This is a genomic window from Arthrobacter sp. K4-10C, assembly GCF_059090085.1.
In genome coordinates, this window is the sequence record NZ_JBNHFI010000010.1 from 142,987 (window position 1) to 158,279 (window position 15,293).

Genomic DNA, 15,293 nt, shown 5'->3' on the forward strand with positions numbered 1-15,293 from the left:
ACGCATCGCAAGGCGGCACGGTCAATAGATCGGATACGATATCCTTTAACCTAACCCGGGTTTACACAGCGCTGGGAGTAAGATCGTGAACGCTTTGAGCGGTTACCGCACTAAGGGCCAACTGGTTTATGAGCAGTTGAAAGAGGGCATCCTCAATGGGAATCCCCAGCCCGGGCAGCGGCTGGTCATTGACCAACTGGCTGTGGAACTTGGCGTGAGCAAAGTTCCGGTGCGTGAAGCCGTAGACCGGTTGATTGGAGAGGGATGGCTGGCCAGGGCCCCACACGTGGGGCCTTACGTCCCAAAGCTCGAGCCTGGAGAAGTTCACGAGACCGCCGTCATCCGGGCGGCGTTGGAAACGGCGGCCATCCGCCACGCGGTTCCCTTCCACAATGCCCAGAGCCTGGCGCAGGTAGAAACCATCATGGAAAAGATGGCGTCCGGCGACGAAGACTACGCCGCCTTGAACGTCCAACTACATGCAGCACTGGTGGAGCCCTGCCCCTATAGGCATTTAGCGACTATGGCCTGTGCCCAACTTGAGAAAGCCTCGCGGTTCCACACAGTCCTCCGGCTCGGGAACTACGTCAATAAGACCCAGGCCGAACATCAAGCGATCGTTGACGCAGTTCGAGCCGGTGACGCGGAGCTGGCCGGGCAGCTGACTGAAAACCACATCCTCGGTGCCGCCGGAAAACTTGAAGAGCACCTCGCCGAACCTGGCCACTGAAGTTCAAGTACCCTGCTTGAGGCACCCACCGCATGCTCGCTGCAGCCCAGTCCCGCCATCGCCGCCTCAAAGAACGAAGTCGTCACCCCGCCGTCGAACGCTGCCGGAACCTGCGTGAAAGGAGACCGCTCTGTCAGCCACCGCCTCTGCCCATTTGGTGTAGCCGGCGTTCAGCCCAGGGAAACAGCCTCCAAAAGCGCCCTGGCTTCAGACGGTGTCGGCAGCCCGTTGATGTCTCCAACGGAGGCGATAACGCCCGCTGCGAATTGCGAACCGAGCACTGCCGCCCCGGCTGGCGGGACACCAGCAAGGCGGGCTCCAAGATAGCCGCCCAGGAAAGCATCACCGGCCCCGATCGGGTCCACCACTATGGTGGCGAGTGCCGGCTGGTGGACCGGCTTCCCGTCCTCGTCCTGGAACCAGCAGCCACGCTCGGCGCCCTTGAGGACCGTCTCCCGGACCCCCGCTTCAGCTGCGGCGGAGAAGACGGCTTCGGGTGACGTCGTTCCAAAAAGCTCAGTGGATTCGTCATCACCCAGTACCAGGAGGTCAACGAAGGGAAGCACGCCACGGATTGTGGCGATGACCTCGGCCATGCTGCCCAGGGCGGGCCGAAGGTTTACATCAAGCACTATCGCAGCTCCCCGACCGGCCGCTTCGGAACAAACTTTGTGGATCAGGGCCCGCAGTCCTCTACCGAGGCCGGCAGTCAGCCCGGAGAGCAGGACGGCCCGCGCGTGTTCCGTCATCAACCGGTCCGCATCCGACATGTCCATTGCCGAGGCTGCCGATCCCCGGCGGTAATAGAACACACGCCGGCTGCCGTCGCTGGGAGTCTCCCGGAGAAAGATCCCCGTTGGACGGGCTGGGTCCACCGCGACCAGTTGTGTCTCGACGGGCAGTTCCGTCATCGTGTGCATCACCCGTTGGCCGGGGGCGTCGTCACCAATTCGTGTGAGCAGCGCCGTGCGTCCGCCAAGGCGCGCCACGGCTGCACATGCGTTGAACTCTGCGCCGGCCACGTTCACTTCGAGTTGGGGTGCTTCCATAATGCTCGACGGCGGCGGTGCCTGAAGGAGCATCATCACTTCGCCGACTCCCACGACGTCGAGCCGCTCGCCTAAAGGCTGCGCGCGCGGTGACCAAGCCACGTCATGCCCCGGTTCCAGCCCGGCCGGAGGGCTCCCATGACTTAACGAAGGCGGCGGCGCGCTCTGCCAAGGAAATCCAATCACCAGCTGTGAGGATCTTTTCCTCTACCAGGGCGCTGCCGACACCCACACCCGCGCAGCCAAGAAGCGAGTAATCCCTGCTCTGGTGGGTATCGACGCCGCCGGTGGGAACCAGCGGGATGTCCGGCATGGGTCCTTGCAGCGCCCGAATGTAGGCGGGGCCACCGAGCGCGTCGACAGGAAATACTTTGACCGCAGTTGCACCCTGTTGCCAGGCGGAGTCTATCTCGGTGGGAGTCATGGCGCCGCAGATTACCGGCGTCCCGGATTCCGTGGCAGCCTTCAGCACCGCCGGCACCGTGGTGGGGGTGACCAGGAAGCGGGCGCCGGATTCGATGGCCTGCCGGGCATCCGCTTCAGTGCGGACGCTGCCTACTCCGACGTTGCCCCGTCCTGCCCGGCTCCATCTGGCTACGGTCTCGAGGCACCCGGGAGTCCCTAGCGTTACTTCAACGTTCCGGATACCTGCGCCGGTTAGGGCCTCAAGGACCTCATCCACTGCCGGCCGTTGCCGGAGGCGGACGATGGCGATGACACCCAGATCATTGGGCGAATCCATAGTCAATCCCCTGTTCGTCCCGACACGGCAGACAGGTGAAGCGCTTCATAGTTGGATGCGCCCTCCACCAGGCGTCCAAACACGTCATCGTGCAGATCGGTTTCCACCCAGTTGAGTCTTTCCCGCTCGCTGCTGAAGCTGATATCCATTCGAAGGTGCTGATCCCCGCGGGTTTCACTGCGGTCTGTTTCGGTCAGCAGGACGCATTCTAGAAAGCCGTCCTGGCGGCAAATCGCAGGATAGAAGGACTCCTCGAAGCGGGCAATCACTTCGCTCGTTTTCTCCGGACGGACAATAATCGTGACGCTGACGCGCACCATTGTGTCCCTCATTGCAGTTTGAAAACGTCGGAAGCGGTGCCCCACATGACTGCTTCCAGGTCGCGCTCTGACAGTCCAAGGGCCTGGAATTTTTCTGTCTCCGGCCTGACGTTGTAAGGCAGGTCAGCTCCGAACATCACGCGGTCCGCGCCCAGGGTTTGGATCATGGCGCCGATTTCCGGCGTCTTGCACCAGGAGGGTTCGAGGTAGACGTTCGGGCAGACGCGCGCCACAGCGATCGCATTGCCAGCAAAAGTGGACATACCGGCGTGCGCCAGGACGATGGTTACGTCAGGGAACTCCTGCGCCGGACCGAGGACGGCGGTCGGGTCAGCAAACGGCACCCCGTCCCCCGTGTGCACCATGACCGGAACGCAAAGCTCTTGCGCGGCTTCGAAGACCTTGCGCCCATCCCTGCTGCCCGGATGGACAGCGTGGCCGATGGAGTGGAGCTTCACCCCGACGAACCCCAAGTCCTGAACGCAGCGGCGGATTTCGCTGCGGTACGCATCATCAGGAATATGCGGATTGATGCTGGCAATGCCCCAGATTTTAAAGGGAGCCGTCCTCGCCAGGTCCGCGATGGCGTCATGCTGCGAAGGAGCGTCAGCAGCTCCCGGGAAGGGCTGAACGATACAACCCTCCAGCGGCGTCCCGTCTATGGCTGCCGCTAATTGGGTTTTCGTGACCTCCAGATCGAATACGTTGCAAGGACCAAGATGCTGGTGGACATCAATATGTTTCATTCTTTTCCCTCCTTGCGGGACTTCGGGTGGCGATACTGCCTTGCAGCCATCCGGTGGGGAACTGCAACTGGCCGCCTGCAGTTACGTGCTCCAGCGCTTCCACCCCGAGAGTGACAACCGCCGGATTGAATGCCAGTGCGCCCAAAGCGAGCGTTGCGCCTTCGCTGTCGATGACGCGGGTGTACATCACCAGCACGGCGCTTCCCTGTTTGAGGCCCAATTGCCTGGCTACGTCCTCGGAAGCTTCCTCGGCCGTGATGGCACTTGTGACGCTGTCGATCTGGACATTGTGTACGGACTCCAGGAAGGGAACGATGTCGCCGCGGAGCTTCTCCACACCGAGTGGCTGTCCCTGGATAGTTGCCGGGAGAAGATGGTAGAGGAGTGCTGCCGGCACGTCGCCGAGGGCATAGCACCTGACACTTCGGAAGCCTGACTTCGACAGGCTGTGTTCATCAAACATCCTGACGATGTCGTCCTCAAGCTCCAGATGCGTCACGGAAAACTCCAGAAGCCTGTGATCCACACCGGATTCCTTGAGGAAGTCGGCGAAGGAGCCGATGATATTCGCCGGGTAGCGTATTGCCGGCCGCACCAGCGGCGTCAGGATTGTCCCTCTTCCCCGCCTGCGTTGCACCCTTCCAGCAGCCTCAAGACGGCCTAGCGCCTCCCGAACCGTCGCCCGGGAAACCCCGAATTTCTGGCTAAGCTCCGTCTCGGGTGGCAGCCGGTCCACGTCCTGGCTGCTGAGCTCCACAATGAGTCTCTCCAGCTGTTCGAACGTTTGGTCTGCCCTGCTGGCCGCACCCATTTGTCTCCTTCCAGATTGTTGGCAGTGGAAAGTCCAGCGCCACGAACAATATTCACAGTGTGTGGATCAGAAGCGAAGCGCATACCGGTAGTGGATCGGTCGCGTGAGTTGCCGGAACACGATGTCCGCGGTCAGGCCCATGACACCCAGGGCCAGGATGCCGGCGAACACGATATCGGTACGGGCGAACAAGCGGGAGTTGTAAATGAGGAATCCGATGCCGCTCTCCGCTGCCACGAGTTCGGCTGCCACCACGGTCATAAAGGCGATGCCCATGGCTGTGCGCAGGCCAGTAACGATTTCCGGAACTGCCGCCGGCATCACCACGGTGGTTATCACCTGCCTCCTGCTGGCCCCTAGACACTGGGCGGCATGAATTTTCTCCTTGTCCACGCCCTGGACCCCGGCGACTGCACTGAGGAAGACGATGAAGAACGAGGCATACACGATAAGCGCGACTTTGGATGTCTCGCCAATGCCGAGCCAGATCAGGGCCAGGCTCAAGAAGGCGATCGGTGGAACAAAGCGGAAGAAATTCAGGAACGGTTCCAACGCCACCCGCAGCAGTGTCACCCGCCCTGCCAACAATCCCAAGGGGATGGCCAAGGCAGCCCCGATGAACCACCCGGACAGGACCCGGCCGTATGAGGCAGAAACATGCTGGAGCATTTCCCCGGACCCGATCAATTCAACCGTGGCTGCGCCAACGCGCAAGGGACTGGGCAGAAACAGCGGGTTCACAACCAGAGACAGCAGATGCCAAACCACGAAGGCAGCAGCGACTACGGCGGTGTACGTAATCCAGGGACGGCCTTCGAGCTTTCCCCTTGACTCTGCGGGCGGATGTGTCACATGGACGTCAGTTATTGCCATCGTCATGTTCCTTCCCGTGCTGGAGTTCGGCCGTCAATGTCGACGCCAACTCCACAAATTGCGGATCGGTCCGATTCCTTACGCGAGGCAGATCAATCTCCAGGACGCTCTTAATCCGTGCAGCAGGCCCGGCCGTCATCACTGCCACCCGGTCAGCCAGGTAAACGGATTCCGATACGTCATGCGTCACGAACACGACAGTCTTCGATTTCCGCTGCCAGACGTCCACCAACTCGTCCTGGAGCCTCATCCGTGTTTGGGCGTCAAGCGCCCCGTAAGGTTCATCCATCAGCATGACGTCGGGGTCGTTGGCCAGGACCCTGGCGATCTGGACGCGTTGCTTCATGCCGCCCGAGAGTTCCCTTGGCAGTTTGTGTCGATGCTGGTCCAGGCCCACCAGTGAGAGGGCATCATCGACGGCGGTGTGCCGCTGCCGTTTGTCCACGCCGCGGACCTTGAGCCCGTATTCCACGTTGCGTTCCACGTTCAGCCACGGAAACAGGGCGATCTCATTCTGGAAGACCACCCCCCTGTCTGCACCGGGGCGGACAATCTGATGTCCGTTGATGAGTATCGTTCCGGCGCTCGGCTTCTCGAATCCGGCCATCATGTGCAGCAAGGTTGACTTCCCGCATCCACTGGGGCCCAGGATGCACATGAATTCTCCCGGGCGTACAGCGAGGTCAACATCGCGGACTGCCGTGTACCCGGCGGTGGTCCGGGTGCTTGGGAAATGCTTCGTGACTTTCTGCAGCTCGATTCCTGTCATGGCGGTTTTGGTCCCGCCTTCTGCGCGCTTCATCATTCCTTCACCTGCCCCGGCGCGACTTCCCGCAGATGATCCGTCACGAACACCTGGTCGAGGTCAGGCATCTTTTCCAGCTTGCCGTTTTCCATCATCCAGTTACCGATCTTTTCCATGCTTTCCCGAGCCGCCGCGTCATAGTGCACGGTGTAGTCAAACTTTGCGTCCTCGAGGAAGGACGTCACGGTCGCTTTTTCGGACTTCGTCCACTTCGCTCCGATCTCAGCTGCCCTGTCCGGATTCGCCTTGATAAAGTCGTTTGCTTCGATCAGGGCGGCCAGTGCCTTCTTCACACCGTCGGGGTTGGCATCCACCCACTCTTTGTTCATCTGGAGCAGGATGCGGGTCGTGTACACCTCTTCCGTGCCCGGCTCAAGGACGTGGGCATTGCCCAGGGAGTTAAGCGCGCGGGTCACAACGGGCTCTACGTTCAGGAAGCCGTCGATGTCACCTCGCGCCATAACAGCAACCTGCTCGGCAGCATCAACATTCACGAATTCCACTTCTTCCCTGGGGATGTTGAAATGGTTCAGATACTCCTGGAAGGAGTATTCGAAGGCCGAACCGCCAATCAGCCCGATTTTCTTTCCACGCAGGTCTTCTGGTTTTTGAATGGAATCGTTGACCACAATGCGCTGATCCTCCGCGGTGGCCACTACTGCAGGTACAACCAGGCCGGCCCCCTGGCCAAGGAGCCCGAGGAGCGGAAACTCCACTGAACCTGCAGTTTGGGCTTCGCCGGCCAGGACAGCTTCGGTTCCCAGGAACCCGACGTCGAAAACCCTCACGGTGGATTCGATGCCGTGCTTGTCGAAGATGCCCTCATCCTCGGCCACGAAGACGTTGAGCCAGGACAGGTTTCCCGCCCCGGTGAAAGTCATCGGGACTTTTGCGTCCTGGCCCTGCTGCTGGGTATCTCCCGCGCAGCCTGTGGTGACGAACGCAAATGCGAGACACAAAAGTCCAATGAGTCCGGAACGTCCGGAATTAAGAACTTTCACGATGTTCCTTCTTTCTTGAGGGGTGGTGAGGCTGCGCTGGACGTGAACTCCTGGCCGCTGATGCTGTCATCCAGGATGGCGTCCAAGTGCACCGGCCTTCCGCCGGCTTCGATGGAGGCCTGCGCTGCCTCCATAACTGCTGTGGCTTCCAGGGGATAGGTGTGGGGAAGGGGGGCCTTGCCCTGGGCGGCCCCACGCAGGAACCTGGCGAGCGTCTCCACCATCCCTGCTTCTTTTTGTGCCTCACCTACATCGGCCTCGAGGTATCCCTTCGAGCCGTAGAGCACCACGTGCCGCGTGGCTGCTGCTCCTTGCAGGGCATTCACAACGAGCATGCGCCCGTCGTCGTAGGTCACGACGATCACGCGTGCCTGCGACGTGTGCTGCGCCTGAACAGATACGGCGCCCGGGCCCAGTATCGCCTGCCCGGTCTCGACCATGTGGGTTGTATAGAAGTAGGGATTATCCAGGTAAGGACCGCTGGCAATACAGGTCTTGATGTCCCCGAGATTGGGAGCCTGCGCCATCAGGTTAAGGATGGAGGGCGACCACTTCCAGGGTGAGGACGAAAAGACAACAGAGCCACTCCTCTCGGCCAGGCTGAGGAGTTCCTTTGCCTCCTGCGTGCTTTCCGTGAAGGGCTTGTCCACGAACACGGGCAAGCCGGCTTCCACGAAGGGACGGGCCAGTGCTGCGTGGTCCTTGCCGTGCCAGGTACAAATCAAGACCCCATCAACTCTTCCGAGCATTTCTTCCGGAGTCCTGGCGACGTGTTGCACGCCCGTTTGGCCGGCCCATTTCCTGACTGTTTCGCTGTCCTGGCCCCACCATGAGGTGACCTTTGCGTTGTGGAAAGCGCTGTCAGCAAGAATCTCGTCAGCTGAGGGCAGTGCCGGATCCCAGGCACCGGGACACCGGAATTCCGGTGAGGGCATGCCACCGACAGCCGCCGAATGGTCCACGTCGGCTTTAGGAAAAGCCGGTCCTGGGCGCGCGTTGAGAATAGACGTGTACTCCAGAGCGTGGAGCAGATCGCTTCCGATCATCCCTAACTGCACTGCGATCCCCTTTGGTCACGGCCGTACTTCTCCGCGGGCTGCACTGCTTCGTCCGCTTCATTAGTCAGACTAACTTGTGCAGGAACAGGGCGTCAAGGGATAGCTTTAGTCAGACAAAGCCTTCCGCAATAGTCCTGCCTGCGGTACGGTTGTCGCATCTTCTCAATGGCGGAAAAGCCGAAAGGCGGAGGCTATGGCAGCCAACGATGAACCGGTACGCGTCGCGCTCGTAGGGGCAGGCGAAATCGCTGAAGTGGCGCATCTGCCAGCCTGGGCAGCCGCAAAGGATGCCAGAGTGGATGTGCTGGTGGACACCAACCAGGAGCGCGCTCAACGGATAGCCGCCAGGTTCGGGATCCCCAACTGCGCAGAGGACCTCGAGGAAGTTCTCCGGTCCGGCAAAGTTGATGCTGTAGACATTTGCACGCCACCGCATTTGCACGCCCCCATGGTCCTCAGCGCTCTAGGCGCAGATCTCCACGTGCTGGTCGAGAAGCCGATGGCAACGAACCTGGACGATGCAGAAGCTATTGCGCGGGCGGCAGAGGCCAGTGGCAAAACGGTGATGGTAGCGGAGAACTGGCTGTTCTCGAGCGCGCGCCGGCAGGCTGAAGAAATTATCCGCAAGCATGCCCTAGGCCACCCGTTCCTGATAAAGGCCAGGCACGAAAGTTCACTTTACGTGTCGCCGACAGGCGGTGCTCCCGCCTGGACTTTTTCGGCCGACACCGCCGGAGGTGGGTACCTGATGCAGGCCGGTATCCACACGGTGGCACTGGCCGAAGCCATGGTTGGGCCCTTTGAGGAAGTTGCGGCCTACACCAGCGCCGAGGACATGGCACCGAATGGCGCTTTGGAAAGTACGGCGGTGGTCAGCGCGCTGTTCAAATCCGGCACGCTGGGCTCGCTCGTTTTCACCGCGCGTTCCAGGCATTTGGGACCTCGGCGTCTTGGACTGGAATTGTTCTTCGACAAGGGTTCGCTGGAGCTGGACGTCTGGTCCGGCCGCGTCAGCTACTCCGTCGAGGGGAGCCAGACAACCGTTGAGGATGCAAACAGTTCGATGGGCTTCACGGAGGAGATGAGCCACTTTGTCCAGTGCATAAGAACTGGAACCGAACCGGAGGCAAGCCCGACCCGGTTGCTCAGCAGCCTGAAGACGATCCTCGCCGCCTACCAGTCCGCGGCGTCGGGCCGATCCATGCGCCCCTCGGACATGGCCTCAGCTCAGGTTGAAACGAAAGACAGGAACGACAATGGCGTCTAACCATCAGCCCAAGTCGCTCCTGGGAGAATACCTGCTAGGCGAACAACTCGCCCGCGGACGGCGTGCCCAGGCCCAGCCAGAGCCAACCGAACTTGCGCGGATGCGGCTTCGCTGCTGGCTGAGCGGGACAGGTACCCCAGCGGTGGTCGACGGCCGCTACGGTCCTTCGACGGTTCTTGCCATCGGCGACGACGTTGTCATGGTTGATACCGGCAACGGCTGCGTCTACCAGTTGTTCCGCCTCGGCTGGCGCCCGGAAGATGTGACTCATGTGCTGATCACCCACAACCACCTTGACCACAATGCTGACTTGGGCTTCCTCATCATGGCGCCCTGGATCCACCGAACCCAAAAGAAGGCGCCCACCGTCATCGGTCCCCCCGGCACACTTGAATACGTCAATCGGATCTTCGCCGCTCATGACTATGACATCCGGGCCAGGCTTCCGCACGGATACGACCCTGAGAACCTCAGCGTTCCGGTCGTGGAGGTTCATGACGGCCTCATTCTGAACTTCTCAGGATGGCAGGTGTCTGCTGTCCAGGTGGAACATTCCCCTGTCGAGGACGCCTTCGGATACGTGTTCCGCACCGCCGCCCATTCTCTTGCGATATCCGGTGATACCCGGCCGTCCGACAAGCTGATTGCAGCCGCCCGCGGCGCCGATGTACTGATTCATGAGGCACTCTTCCCGGGTTACGGCATACCGGAGTACCACACGTCAGTCCATGACGTGGGTGGCGTGGCTGCAGCTGCGGAAGTCTCCCTTCTAGTGCTGACTCACCTCATTCCGGGTGACTTGCCGGAAGAAAAATGGCGGGAGATCGTCCAACAGAGTTTTCACGGCAATCTCCTGGTGGGAACTGATCTGCTGCAAGTCTGCGACCTGGCCTAACCCCTGCCTGCGTTGGTTGAGACGCCGGAAGACTCCTGTACAAAGTCGTGCACCCAGGTCCGAAGGGTGGTCGGCACCACTCCGCAGCGGGCGGGCAGGTCGCTCATGTCGAGCCTTGAATCGTAGGTCTCCAGCAGCGCAAGGAAACCGCTGAGCAACTCCGGCATACCCGCTATCGGCTTTCCCGGGGGAACTGTCTGCACCGGAATCTGCCGCCCCAGTTCGAGCTCGAATGCCGTGACCACATCACGCCAGGAGACCGGCTCCGGGCCGCCGATGACCAGCAGCTGGCCATCCCGCTCCGGATGCTCAAGCACGGCAGCCACATACTGTGCCACGTCCCGCATTGCCACCAGGGAATGCACGCGCCTGCCTTCCCCCACGAGAGTGACCGGCCGCCCTGCGAGAGCCGGCCCGCCAACCACTATTACCGGCAATTTATCCATAAAGAGGTTGGGCTGGATTATCGTCCAGGACATCCCGCTGCTGCGAAGCAGTTGCTCCGTCTCGCCTTTGGCAGCCATAAAGGGATTGGGGCTGTCCGGGCTGGCGCCGAGGTTCGAGACAAAGACGTAGCGGCGGACGCCGGCATCGACGGCGGCACCGATCAGGTTCCGATTGCCGGCGCGATCCACTGAATCCACATTGTCCTCGCCGCCCCGTGCGGAGGAGTTGGCCGTGGTCACCACGGTGTCGACGCCGGCACAGGCCTCTGCGAGTGACGCAGGATCCTTAAGGTCACCGACGACTGGCTGGGCACCCGCCCTAACGAGAGTTTCGTACGCCGACCCTTTGCGCACCAAAATGCGCACCTCAAAACCTCTATGGATCAACGTCTGAGCGATGAGACCACCCAACTGGCCGGTGGCCCCCACGACAAGAATCATGATGTTTCCTTTACTCGGGGTGCTGAATCGCTGCCCAGCACCCGGCTGACTGCTGCGTTGACGTCCCCGCTGACATCCTCGACCGGCTCAAGGTAGAACCGGGCCGAGGAAATGACCCCGTCAGTGACGCCGAAGATGACCACTCCCCGCATCAGGAACGCAGCCCCATCGGTCCGCGTCCCGGACATCTCCCACTCGGTCCACCGGGTGTCGCCGCTGCCCGCCGTGCTGTGCACCCGTGCGCGAATGTCCGGAACCCGGGAAAAGATCTCTGTCCAGTTCCGGCGCACTTGGTCTCGTCCCCGGAAACCCCGCTGGGGGTGGGCGGGCGTCTCATTGAGATAGTTGTCGGCAAAACATGCCACGAGGTCGTCCAACTTGTGCGCATTTACTGCGCTGAGCAACCGTTGCAGTAAGTCTCCGGCAGCATCTGCATTGCCCATCATTCCAACTCCTCGAATGATTCTGATACAGTCATCTGTATCTGATACTCAAGCATGGAACGAATATTGGAAAACGTCAAGAGTAAGCGTCGCTACGACTCCAGCGGACGTTTAGAGCAGGCCCGGCGGAATAAGGACGCCATCCTCCAGGCAGCCGAGCGGCAGCTTGGTGAGCGTGGTTATGCGGGCGCAACGTTAGCCGCCATTGCCGCCGAGGCAGGCGTTTCGGTCGAGACCGTCTACAAGGCGTTCGGCGGGAAGGCGGGGCTGGTGCGCGCCCTCTACGAGCGTGGGCTGGCCGGGACTGGACCCGTCCCTGCATATGATCGCTCTGACGCCATGCGGGAACGCGAGAGCGATCCGACGACGGTCATGCGGAAGTGGGGGCTCCTGACTGCCGAGGTGGCTTCACTGGTCACGCCGATCCGACTGTTAATGCGCTCTGCCGCCGTCAACGATCAGGAGATGGCAAGCCTGCTCGAAGACATCGAGAGTGAGCGCCTCAAACGGATGCGCCACCACGCCCGGTACCTGAAGGACCGCGGCTACCTCCGGGAGGGCGTCTCCCTTGGTGAGGCGACCGACATACTCTGGGTCTGCAGCTCGGCTGAGCTCTACGAACTGCTCGTGTTGAAGCGGGGCTGGTCCCTGTCGCGGTTCGCCCAGTACGTCACCCAATTCATGATCGTCTCCCTGCTCCCTGAAGGGCACCAATGAGAACCGGGAAAGCCGGCCCTTTCTGGACTTGAAGCGGCCGATAACGCCCGGGTATCGGCCCTCACGGTCCGGCACCTACTCCTCCTGCCAGCGGCAGGAGCTCCGGCGATCCCCCTGCGATGGCGCCAACCCTAGCCAGAATGCCTAAAAGCAGGATAATGTATTCTGTGTCAAAGGATGCACATTCCTCCTGCCCGGCAAAGCCGCCGACAGGGAAGGATTGGCCACACCTCCCCGGCGCTCTGCCGCTGCGAAAGGAACCACCATCATGAACTACGCAAGCTTTGTATCCGCAGACGGCTCCCCCACCTGGGGCATTATTGCCAACGGACAGGCGTACGATCTCGGCCCCAGCGGGGCCAACAAGGCACCCACCCTCCGCACCGCCGTCGAACAGGGCCTCTTCGGCACCGTCGGCGAGGAGTTCCTCAGCGCCCCGTCCCGCGCGGAAGCGGACATCGAGTTCCTTCCCGCCATCACGGACCCGGGCAAGATCATCTGCATCGGCGTGAACTACCGCAGCCACCAGGAGGAGTCCGGCAAGACGGAGCAGAAGGCGCCCACCATCTTTACCCGCTTCGCAGACTCCCAGATGGGGCACCTGCAGCCGGCCCAAATGCCCGCCAGCACCACCAAGTTCGACTACGAAGGTGAAATGGCCCTGGTCATCGGCAAGGATGCGTTCCACGTCAGCGAAGAGGACGCCTTCGACTACGTTGCCGGCTACGCCGCCTACAACGACCTCAGCGTCCGCGACTGGCAGCTTGCGGCCTCGCAGTGGATCCCCGGCAAGAACTTCCCCGGCACCGGCGGCTTCGGCCCCTACCTCGTCCCGGCTGCCGAACTCGGCGACGTCAACGCGCTCACCCTGGAAACCCGGGTGAACGGCGACATCCGCCAGAAAGCCTCCGTGGCAGACCTTTACTTCAGCATTCCGCAGCTGATCGCCTACATCACCGGCTTCACCAGGCTCTCACCCGGCGATGTGGTGGTCACCGGCACCCCCGGCGGTGTGGGTCTGTTTATGGAACCATCCGGGCTGCTCGCAGAAGGTGACGTGGTGGAGGTGGAGATCACCGGTCTGGGCACCCTGAAAAACACGGTGGAGCTCGTCCCCTGACCTGCCCTGGCCCCCGCCCGACTGCCCTCTCTTAGGATCGGAATCTGAACCGGCATGGACACAATCATCGAAACCGACGTACTTGTCATTGGGGCAGGCCCCATCGGCCTGGCCGTTGCGAACCTGCTGGCGGACCAGGGCGTCAACGTGATGCTCGTTGAACGCCATGCCGGTACCAGCGATGAGCCGCGGGCCATCAGCGTCACCGACGAGACCCTGCGCGTCATGCAGCAAATCGGCGTCCTGAACCGGCTGGTGCCGGAAGTGCTGATGGACACCGGCGCCCGCTACTACGGCCGGAAGGAACAGCTGCTGGCGGAGGTCCGCCCTGCCGCCCCGCGGCTGGGCCAGCCCGGCAAGTCACAGTTCGACCAGCCTGTGATGGAATCGCTGCTCCTCGAAGCCGCCCGGGCCCGCCCGTTGATCGACATCCGCTTCAACACCGAAGCGTTCCGCATCAAGGACGGCCCCGCGCATGCGGACACGGTGCTTATTGACGGCGACGGCAAGCACACCGTCCGCTCGAAATGGGTGGTGGCGTGCGATGGCGGCCGGAGCCCTGTCCGCTCCCAGCTCGGCATCCCGATGGAAGGTTCCACCCAGGTCCAGAAGTGGATCGTGGTGGACATCATCAACACCCCAGGTGATCCGGAACCGTTCTCCGAGTTCCACTGCAACGGGACGCGTCCAGTTGTGGTGGTCCCCGGAGTCCACGGCCGCCGCCGCTATGAGTTCATGCTTCTGCCCGGCGAGGAGGCGGCGGAGATGACGTCTCCGGACGCCATCATCCGGCTCATCGCGCCGTTCCAGTCGATAGCCGCGGCGGACATCCGCCGCGCGGCCGTCTACGTTGCCCACCAGCGCGTCGCGCTTCACTACCGCGTGGGGCACGTGCTCCTGGCCGGCGACTCGGCCCACATGATGCCCCCGTTCGCAGGCCAGGCCCTCAATGCCGGCATCCGCGACGCCGCCAACCTCGCCTGGAAAATCGCCGCCAACGTCCGGGGTACCGGCACCGACGCCCTGGTGGACACCTACCAGGCGGAGCGGCGTCCGCACGCGGTGGACATGGTGCGCCTGTCCCACCGGATCGGCAAAGTGGTGATGAACGTCAACCCCGCGCTGACAACCATCCGCGATGCCGCCATCATCGCTTCCGGCATCGTGCCGGCGGCGAAGGCCTGGCTCGCCGGCATGAAGTTCCTCAAACAGCCACACTTCACCACCGGCTGCGTGGCCGCCCCTGGCGACGGCGTGTGCAAGGCAGCGGGCGCCCTGGTGGGCCGTTCCCTGTCCCAGCCGGAGGTGACGCTGACCACCGGCGACACCGTCCAGCTGGACACCGTCCTCGGTACGGGCTGGGCATTGCTGCACTTTCCCTTCGATCGCGGCGTGCCTATCGAGGTAAAGCGACTGGTCAGTGACGGGAACGGAGTGGCAGGGAACGACGACGGCGTGCGCCTCGCGCTGGCCGGCGTCACCGCCGTCATGGACACCAGCGGCGCTTTCGCTGCTGTGGCAGGCAGCGGTATCACCCTGCTGGTGCGGCCCGACCGCTACGTTGCGGCAGCCACCACCCCGCACACGGAGCAGGCGGCGTTTGAAGCACTGGCCGCCTACGTGCCGGAGCTGCCGCTCCTGCGGCAGGCCGAATCGGGAGCGCCGGCCACCACCTGACAGACAGCAACAAAGCGGGCAACAGAAAAAGGAGCGGGGAGACCGGTTGGGGGTCCCCGCTCCTTTTGCTGTCCCAGGCCCAACTAGGTAGCAGCAGATGTCGTTATGGAGGCTCAGAACGACATCTGCTGCTACCTAGTTGGGGAAGATGA

The 15,293-nt window shown here is 62.1% G+C and carries 17 protein-coding genes; 6 read left to right on the forward strand and 11 right to left on the reverse strand.

The features are described 5' to 3' along the window. Window positions 1–85 precede the first annotated feature (85 nt). Entirely contained in the window at window positions 86–730 is a 645-nt protein-coding gene (locus AC5RUU_RS15255) for a GntR family transcriptional regulator (protein WP_493976040.1), read from the forward strand. A 170-nt stretch (window positions 731–900) separates the two neighbouring features. Here the strand turns inward: AC5RUU_RS15255 and AC5RUU_RS15260 are convergent, their stop codons facing one another. The 9 genes from AC5RUU_RS15260 to AC5RUU_RS15300 all read right to left on the reverse strand — a co-directional run bounded on the left by AC5RUU_RS15260 (window position 901) and on the right by AC5RUU_RS15300 (window position 8,039). Further along, on the reverse strand, window positions 901–1,881 hold the full coding sequence (locus AC5RUU_RS15260; protein WP_493976041.1) for a sugar kinase: 981 nt from the start codon (window positions 1,879–1,881) through the stop codon (window positions 901–903). Between the two features lies 1 nt (window position 1,882). Then, window positions 1,883–2,521, reverse strand: a complete 639-nt coding sequence (locus AC5RUU_RS15265) for a bifunctional 4-hydroxy-2-oxoglutarate aldolase/2-dehydro-3-deoxy-phosphogluconate aldolase (RefSeq protein WP_493976042.1) — start codon at window positions 2,519–2,521, stop codon at window positions 1,883–1,885. A 2-nt stretch (window positions 2,522–2,523) separates the two neighbouring features. Beyond that, window positions 2,524–2,841 (reverse strand): hypothetical protein, encoded by a 318-nt coding sequence (locus tag AC5RUU_RS15270; protein ID WP_493976043.1) that lies wholly within the window; start codon window positions 2,839–2,841, stop codon window positions 2,524–2,526. A gap of 8 nt (window positions 2,842–2,849) precedes the next feature. Next, the gene (locus tag AC5RUU_RS15275; RefSeq protein WP_493976044.1) at window positions 2,850–3,587 is read right to left on the reverse strand and encodes an amidohydrolase family protein; all 738 of its coding nucleotides are present in this window, start codon (window positions 3,585–3,587) and stop codon (window positions 2,850–2,852) included. Next, a complete protein-coding gene (locus tag AC5RUU_RS15280) occupies window positions 3,574–4,398 on the reverse strand; it encodes a GntR family transcriptional regulator (RefSeq protein ID WP_493976045.1) in 825 nt (274 codons plus the stop codon). Before AC5RUU_RS15280 ends, AC5RUU_RS15275 begins: the two co-directional genes overlap by 14 nt. A gap of 66 nt (window positions 4,399–4,464) precedes the next feature. Then, on the reverse strand, window positions 4,465–5,271 hold the full coding sequence (locus tag AC5RUU_RS15285; RefSeq protein ID WP_493976046.1) for an ABC transporter permease: 807 nt from the start codon (window positions 5,269–5,271) through the stop codon (window positions 4,465–4,467). Continuing rightward, window positions 5,258–6,076 (reverse strand): ABC transporter ATP-binding protein, encoded by an 819-nt coding sequence (locus tag AC5RUU_RS15290; protein WP_493976047.1) that lies wholly within the window; start codon window positions 6,074–6,076, stop codon window positions 5,258–5,260. Before AC5RUU_RS15290 ends, AC5RUU_RS15285 begins: the two co-directional genes overlap by 14 nt. Then, window positions 6,073–6,957, reverse strand: coding sequence for an ABC transporter substrate-binding protein (locus tag AC5RUU_RS15295; RefSeq protein ID WP_493976048.1), 885 nt, complete (start codon window positions 6,955–6,957; stop codon window positions 6,073–6,075). The genes AC5RUU_RS15290 and AC5RUU_RS15295 overlap by 4 nt, the downstream gene beginning before the upstream one ends. A 116-nt stretch (window positions 6,958–7,073) precedes the next feature. Beyond that, window positions 7,074–8,039 (reverse strand): Gfo/Idh/MocA family protein, encoded by a 966-nt coding sequence (locus AC5RUU_RS15300; protein WP_493976049.1) that lies wholly within the window; start codon window positions 8,037–8,039, stop codon window positions 7,074–7,076. A gap of 289 nt (window positions 8,040–8,328) precedes the next feature. Between AC5RUU_RS15300 and AC5RUU_RS15305 the strand changes: the two genes are divergently transcribed. Together AC5RUU_RS15305 and AC5RUU_RS15310 are read left to right on the forward strand one after the other, a co-directional pair. Further along, window positions 8,329–9,402, forward strand: a complete 1,074-nt coding sequence (locus AC5RUU_RS15305; protein WP_493976050.1) for a Gfo/Idh/MocA family protein — start codon at window positions 8,329–8,331, stop codon at window positions 9,400–9,402. Window positions 9,403–9,502: 100 nt separating this feature from the next. Next, window positions 9,503–10,297 carry an MBL fold metallo-hydrolase gene (locus tag AC5RUU_RS15310; RefSeq protein ID WP_493976107.1) on the forward strand — a complete coding sequence of 265 codons (795 nt, stop codon included), beginning with the start codon at window positions 9,503–9,505 and terminating at the stop codon, window positions 10,295–10,297. On the opposite strand, the gene AC5RUU_RS15315 is transcribed toward AC5RUU_RS15310, so the two are convergent. Together AC5RUU_RS15315 and AC5RUU_RS15320 are read right to left on the reverse strand one after the other, a co-directional pair. Further along, window positions 10,294–11,184 (reverse strand): SDR family oxidoreductase, encoded by an 891-nt coding sequence (locus AC5RUU_RS15315; protein WP_493976051.1) that lies wholly within the window; start codon window positions 11,182–11,184, stop codon window positions 10,294–10,296. The genes AC5RUU_RS15310 and AC5RUU_RS15315 overlap by 4 nt on opposite strands. Further along, window positions 11,181–11,630 (reverse strand): nuclear transport factor 2 family protein, encoded by a 450-nt coding sequence (locus tag AC5RUU_RS15320; protein ID WP_493976052.1) that lies wholly within the window; start codon window positions 11,628–11,630, stop codon window positions 11,181–11,183. The genes AC5RUU_RS15315 and AC5RUU_RS15320 overlap by 4 nt, the downstream gene beginning before the upstream one ends. A 51-nt stretch (window positions 11,631–11,681) precedes the next feature. Here AC5RUU_RS15320 and AC5RUU_RS15325 point away from each other — a divergent pair, with 51 nt between their 5' ends. From AC5RUU_RS15325 to AC5RUU_RS15335, 3 genes are all read left to right on the forward strand, one after another. Continuing rightward, a complete protein-coding gene (locus AC5RUU_RS15325; protein WP_493976053.1) occupies window positions 11,682–12,344 on the forward strand; it encodes a TetR/AcrR family transcriptional regulator in 663 nt (220 codons plus the stop codon). Between the two features lie 268 nt (window positions 12,345–12,612). Next, entirely contained in the window at window positions 12,613–13,464 is an 852-nt protein-coding gene (locus tag AC5RUU_RS15330; RefSeq protein ID WP_493976054.1) for a fumarylacetoacetate hydrolase family protein, read from the forward strand. Window positions 13,465–13,518: 54 nt separating this feature from the next. Continuing rightward, a complete protein-coding gene (locus AC5RUU_RS15335) occupies window positions 13,519–15,141 on the forward strand; it encodes an FAD-dependent monooxygenase (protein ID WP_493976055.1) in 1,623 nt (540 codons plus the stop codon). Window positions 15,142–15,293 lie beyond the last annotated feature (152 nt).

Coding starts and splice junctions, on each gene's coding strand:
- AC5RUU_RS15265 (WP_493976042.1), bottom strand. CDS start 2,521: ATGGATTCGCCCAATGATCTGGGTGTCATCGCCATCGTCCGCCTCCGG.
- AC5RUU_RS15270 (WP_493976043.1), bottom strand. CDS start 2,841: ATGGTGCGCGTCAGCGTCACGATTATTGTCCGTCCGGAGAAAACGAGC.
- AC5RUU_RS15275 (WP_493976044.1), bottom strand. CDS start 3,587: ATGAAACATATTGATGTCCACCAGCATCTTGGTCCTTGCAACGTATTC.
- AC5RUU_RS15280 (WP_493976045.1), bottom strand. CDS start 4,398: ATGGGTGCGGCCAGCAGGGCAGACCAAACGTTCGAACAGCTGGAGAGA.
- AC5RUU_RS15285 (WP_493976046.1), bottom strand. CDS start 5,271: ATGGCAATAACTGACGTCCATGTGACACATCCGCCCGCAGAGTCAAGG.
- AC5RUU_RS15290 (WP_493976047.1), bottom strand. CDS start 6,076: ATGATGAAGCGCGCAGAAGGCGGGACCAAAACCGCCATGACAGGAATC.
- AC5RUU_RS15295 (WP_493976048.1), bottom strand. CDS start 6,957: ATGACTTTCACCGGGGCGGGAAACCTGTCCTGGCTCAACGTCTTCGTG.
- AC5RUU_RS15305 (WP_493976050.1), top strand. CDS start 8,329: ATGGCAGCCAACGATGAACCGGTACGCGTCGCGCTCGTAGGGGCAGGC.
- AC5RUU_RS15310 (WP_493976107.1), top strand. CDS start 9,503: ATGCGGCTTCGCTGCTGGCTGAGCGGGACAGGTACCCCAGCGGTGGTC.
- AC5RUU_RS15315 (WP_493976051.1), bottom strand. CDS start 11,184: ATGATTCTTGTCGTGGGGGCCACCGGCCAGTTGGGTGGTCTCATCGCT.
- AC5RUU_RS15320 (WP_493976052.1), bottom strand. CDS start 11,630: ATGATGGGCAATGCAGATGCTGCCGGAGACTTACTGCAACGGTTGCTC.
- AC5RUU_RS15325 (WP_493976053.1), top strand. CDS start 11,682: ATGGAACGAATATTGGAAAACGTCAAGAGTAAGCGTCGCTACGACTCC.
- AC5RUU_RS15330 (WP_493976054.1), top strand. CDS start 12,613: ATGAACTACGCAAGCTTTGTATCCGCAGACGGCTCCCCCACCTGGGGC.
- AC5RUU_RS15335 (WP_493976055.1), top strand. CDS start 13,519: ATGGACACAATCATCGAAACCGACGTACTTGTCATTGGGGCAGGCCCC.